Source organism: Pseudomonas sp. 05N434, from assembly GCF_056396965.1.
In genome coordinates this window covers 1-4,488 of the sequence record NZ_JBFTMK010000423.1, presented here as the reverse complement: position 1 = coordinate 4,488, position 4,488 = coordinate 1, and the positions used below count along the sequence as shown (strand labels likewise).

The 4,488-nt window shown below is 59.3% G+C and carries 3 protein-coding genes and 1 pseudogene; 3 read left to right on the top strand and 1 reads right to left on the bottom strand.

Going from position 1 to position 4,488, the window contains the following annotated elements; genetic code table 11:
• The 3 genes and pseudogenes from AC1DLB_RS22365 to AC1DLB_RS22355 form a co-directional block, all read left to right on the top strand.
• Positions 1-320 (top strand): annotated as a pseudogene (locus AC1DLB_RS22365) (hypothetical protein); the annotation flags it as partial.
• Positions 304-1,893, top strand: coding sequence for an ABC-F family ATPase (locus tag AC1DLB_RS22360; protein WP_477785663.1), 1,590 nt, complete (start codon positions 304-306; stop codon positions 1,891-1,893). The pseudogene AC1DLB_RS22365 and the gene AC1DLB_RS22360, both read left to right, overlap by 17 nt.
• A gap of 169 nt (positions 1,894-2,062) precedes the next feature.
• Entirely contained in the window at positions 2,063-3,256 is a 1,194-nt protein-coding gene (locus tag AC1DLB_RS22355; RefSeq protein WP_477743034.1) for an MFS transporter, read from the top strand.
• Between the two features lies 1 nt (position 3,257).
• Here AC1DLB_RS22355 and AC1DLB_RS22350 read toward each other — a convergent pair whose 3' ends face one another.
• Positions 3,258-4,295 carry an alpha/beta hydrolase family protein gene (locus tag AC1DLB_RS22350; RefSeq protein WP_018926067.1) on the bottom strand — a complete coding sequence of 346 codons (1,038 nt, stop codon included), beginning with the start codon at positions 4,293-4,295 and terminating at the stop codon, positions 3,258-3,260.
• Positions 4,296-4,488: the final 193 nt, after the last annotated feature.

Below are 4,488 nucleotides of genomic sequence, written 5' to 3'. Positions count from 1 at the left end.
CACCAGGACGAACCATCCCCTCGGGCAGACCCAAGCAGCGGGGCCAACCTGAAGAAGCTCGCGACACGTTATCGCGCGCCGTACAACTGCCGTCACACTTATGCGACAATATGCAGAATGTCTGGCATGAATCCCGCCTTTATTGCCCAACAGCTTGGACAAGCGTCCAGATGCTGCTCTCGACTTATGCGCGCCGGTTGAAGTCTAGCGGTGACTGGGGAGAGATGGAGAAACTCCAAAACGCCCCAGGTATGGCCCAAGCGCCAAAATGCGCAGCTCGCAACCCATTGATAGGTAAAGTAATTGATCTCCACAGCTAACATCACGATGCAGTTCGGCGCCAAGCCGCTATTCGAAAACGTTTCGGTCAAATTCGGCGCGGGCAACCGCTACGGCCTGATCGGCGCCAACGGTTGCGGCAAGTCGACTTTCATGAAAATCCTCGGTGGCGATCTCGAGCCGTCCGGTGGCCAGGTCATGCTTGAGCCGAACGTGCGTCTGGGTAAATTGYGTCAAGACCAGTTCGCCTACGAAGAATTCACCGTGATCGATACCGTGATCATGGGTCACGAAGAGCTGTGGAAGGTCAAGGCCGAGCGCGATCGCATCTACTCGCTGCCGGAAATGACCGAAGAAGACGGCATGGCCGTGGCCGAGCTGGAAACCGAATTCGCCGAAATGGACGGCTACACCGCCGAGTCCCGTGCCGGCGAGCTGTTGCTGGGCCTGGGTATCGGCATCGAGCAGCACTTCGGCCCGATGAGCGAAGTGTCGCCGGGCTGGAAACTGCGCGTGTTGCTGGCGCAGGCGCTGTTCTCCGATCCTGAAGTGCTGTTGCTCGACGAACCGACCAACCACCTGGACATCAACACCATCCGCTGGCTGGAAAACGTGCTGACCCAGCGCTCCAGCCTGATGATCATCATCTCCCACGACCGTCACTTCCTGAAYAKSGTSTGCACCCACATGGCYGACCTGGATTACGGCGAGCTGCGCCTGTTCCCAGGCAACTACGACGAGTACATGACCGTGGCGACCCAGTCCCGCGAGCAACTGCTGTCGGACAACGCCAAGAAGAAAGCGCAGATCTCGGAACTGCAATCGTTCGTCAGCCGCTTCTCGGCCAACGCCTCGAAAGCCAAGCAGGCAACTTCCCGCGCCAAGCAGATCGACAAGATCCAGCTGGCCGAAGTCAAACCTTCGAGCCGTGTCAGCCCGTTCATTCGTTTCGAGCAGACCAAAAAGCTGCACCGTCAGGCGGTCATCGTCGAGCGCATGGCCAAAGGCTTCGACGGCAAGACCCTGTTCAAGGACTTCAGCTTCACCGTTGAAGCCGGCGAGCGCGTGGCGATCATCGGCCCGAACGGTATCGGTAAAACCACCCTGCTGCGCACCCTGGTCAACGAACTGACCCCGGACGCCGGCACCGTGAAATGGACCGACGCCGCCGAGCTGGGCTACTACGCCCAGGACCACGCGCACGACTTCGAAGACGACTGCAACCTGTTCGACTGGATGGGCCAATGGACCCAGGGCGGCGAGCAACTGGTTCGCGGCACCCTCGGGCGCATGCTGTTCTCCAACGACGAGATCCTCAAGTCGGTCAAGGTCATCTCCGGTGGTGAGCAAGGTCGCATGCTGTTCGGCAAGCTGATCCTGCAAAAGCCGAACGTGCTGGTAATGGACGAACCGACCAACCACTTGGACATGGAATCCATCGAGGCGCTGAACCTGGCGCTGGAGAACTACCCGGGCACGCTGATTTTCGTCAGCCACGACCGTGAGTTCGTATCGTCCCTGGCCACCCGCATCATCGAGTTGAGCGCCGATGGCGTGATCGACTTCAGCGGCACCTATGACGACTACCTGCGTAGTCAGGGTGTGTTGATGTAAGGCGGCTTCTGGCTGCAAATGGAAAGCCCCGTCCTGGTGACGGGGCTTTTTGCATTTCAGATTGATCCACTTACTGCCGATCTGTCATCCACATCGTTAGCCTGCTTTCTTTTATTTCACGCCCGCGCCATGATGCAGTTCTCCTACCGCCGCCCGCGAACGAGCTCTCATGTCTGTGCAGCAACTGCCCCCGCAAAGCTCCATGGCGATCACCCTGCAGATCGTTTCCATCGTTTTCTATAGCTTTATTGCCTTCCTCTGCATCGGCCTGCCGATTGCCGTGTTACCGGGGTATGTGCATGAACAGTTGGGGTTCAGCGCCATCGTTGCGGGGCTGACCATCGGTTCGCAATACCTGGCCACCCTGCTCAGCCGTCCGATGGCCGGGCGCTTGTCAGACAGCGTCGGCACCAAACGGGCGATTGTTTACGGGTTGTCGGGGATTGTGTTGAGCGGCGTGCTGACGCTGCTGTCGACCCTGCTRCAAAGTTTGCCGCTGTTGAGCCTGATCATCCTGATCGCTGGCCGGTTGTTGCTGGGGATCGCCCAAGGGTTGATCGGAGTCGGCACCATCAGTTGGTGCATGGGCCAGGTCGGTGTCGAGCACACGGCACGTTCGATTTCCTGGAACGGGATTGCCTCATACGGCGCCATTGCCATTGGCGCACCGTTGGGCGTGGTGATGGTCGCTGAATTGGGCTTCGCCAGCCTCGGGATCGTGCTGTCGTTACTGGCCCTGTTGGCACTGCTGTTGATCCGCAACAAACCCTCGGTGCCAGTGATTCGCGGCGAGCGGCTGCCGTTTTGGGCGGTATTCGGGCGCATTGCCCCTTTCGGCGCGAGCCTGAGCCTGGCGTCTATCGGCTACGGCACGCTCACCACTTTTATTACCCTGTATTACGCCAGTCGTAGCTGGACGGGAGCGGCTTACTGCCTGACGGTGTTTGGGGTGTGTTTTATTCTGTCGCGGCTGTTGTTCATTTCCAGCATCAGCCGTTTCGGCGGCTTCACCTCGGCCATTGCCTGCATGAGCATTGAAACCGTGGGGCTGGTCCTGTTGTGGCTGGCGCCCTCGACCGTTTACGCCTTGATTGGCGCAGGCCTGACCGGCTTCGGCCTGTCGCTGGTCTATCCGGCGCTGGGCGTGGAAGCGATCAAGCAGGTGCCCAATTCCAGTCGCGGCGCGGGTTTGAGTGCTTATGCGGTGTTTTTCGATCTGGCGCTGGCGATTGCCGGGCCGTTGATGGGCGCGGTGGCGTTGAACCTGGGGTATGCGTGGATTTTCTTCAGTGCGGCGTTGTTGTCCGTGACTGGACTCGGTTTGACCTTGTTACTGAAACACCGCGCCATCGGCCAGGATTGATTTATTGATCCGCGGTTTGCATGCCGGCCCGACTCGGTTTGCCCAGGGCATGGGAGAAGAAACGTCCGGCTTCGGAAATCAGGTTGCGGTGAATGTCCTTGCGGTCGACGCCGTCGGCATCGGTGCACAGCGCCGGCATGGCGGCGATCTGTTCTTCGTTGCACGGTGCCAGGAACACGAAATGCCCTGCCCCGGCCAGCAATTTGAAATCCGGTGCAGTCGGCAGTTTGCGCGCCAGCGCTGCGGCGTTTTTGTCGAACGCCACCAGTTTGTCGCCGTCGCCGCTGTATAGCAGCACCGGCACATGCACGTCGGCCAGGGTCTGGCGGCCGAATTTCAGACTCAGCGGTGCCATCAACAACAAGGCATGCACTCGTGGGTCTGGCACAGGCTGCAAGTCATCGCGGTCGACGATCAATTCACCTTGTGTGTTGCAGGCATCATGATCGTCCGGGCGCTCATGGCAATAACGGCGCAGACGGTCCAGGTCCGGCGTGGCGCCGGACAGGATCAACGCGGTCTCACCGCCCGCCGAATAGCCGATCACCCCGACCTGATCGGCATTGACGAAGGGCGCCAGCATACGGTCGCCCAAGGTCGCGGTAATGGCTTCGGAAATCTGGATCGGCCGCCCGTAAAGATTGCTCAAGGTGCCGAGGCGGCTGTGGTCTTTGGAGTTGTCGCCGGGATGGATCACCGCCACCACCACAAACCCCTTGCGTGCCAGCGAGGTGGCCAGATCGTGCAGGGCCAGCGGGGTTCCGGTGTTGCCATGGGACAGCATCAACATCGGGAAGCGTCCGATGGCGACTTTGGTGTCTTCACCGGCTTCGACCGTGTAACCCTCGAGCTTGCTGGAATGTTCCCTCTCACTGGACGGATAAAAGGCGATGGCGCGCATCGGCTGCAAGTCCAGCGGATCGAGGAACGTCATCTCATGGAAACCGACGCTCCAGTGAGGAAACAGCACAGGCGCGGCGTGCACTGAATTCAGGCTGCCGAACAGGCAAATCAGTAATGTTGCACAAAGACGCACCATGGGATGCCCCACCTTATTACCTGACCGCAGATATTAACCCTCGACTGCATAACCTGGGCCAGAAACTGATCGCCGCCAGAAACAAAAAACTCTGTACCTGGCCATCACGATGACCAGAATACAGAGTTTCAGGGGTATTGCCCGAGCTGTTTACGACCAGAGTTTCAGGGGTATTGCCCGAGCTGTTTACGAC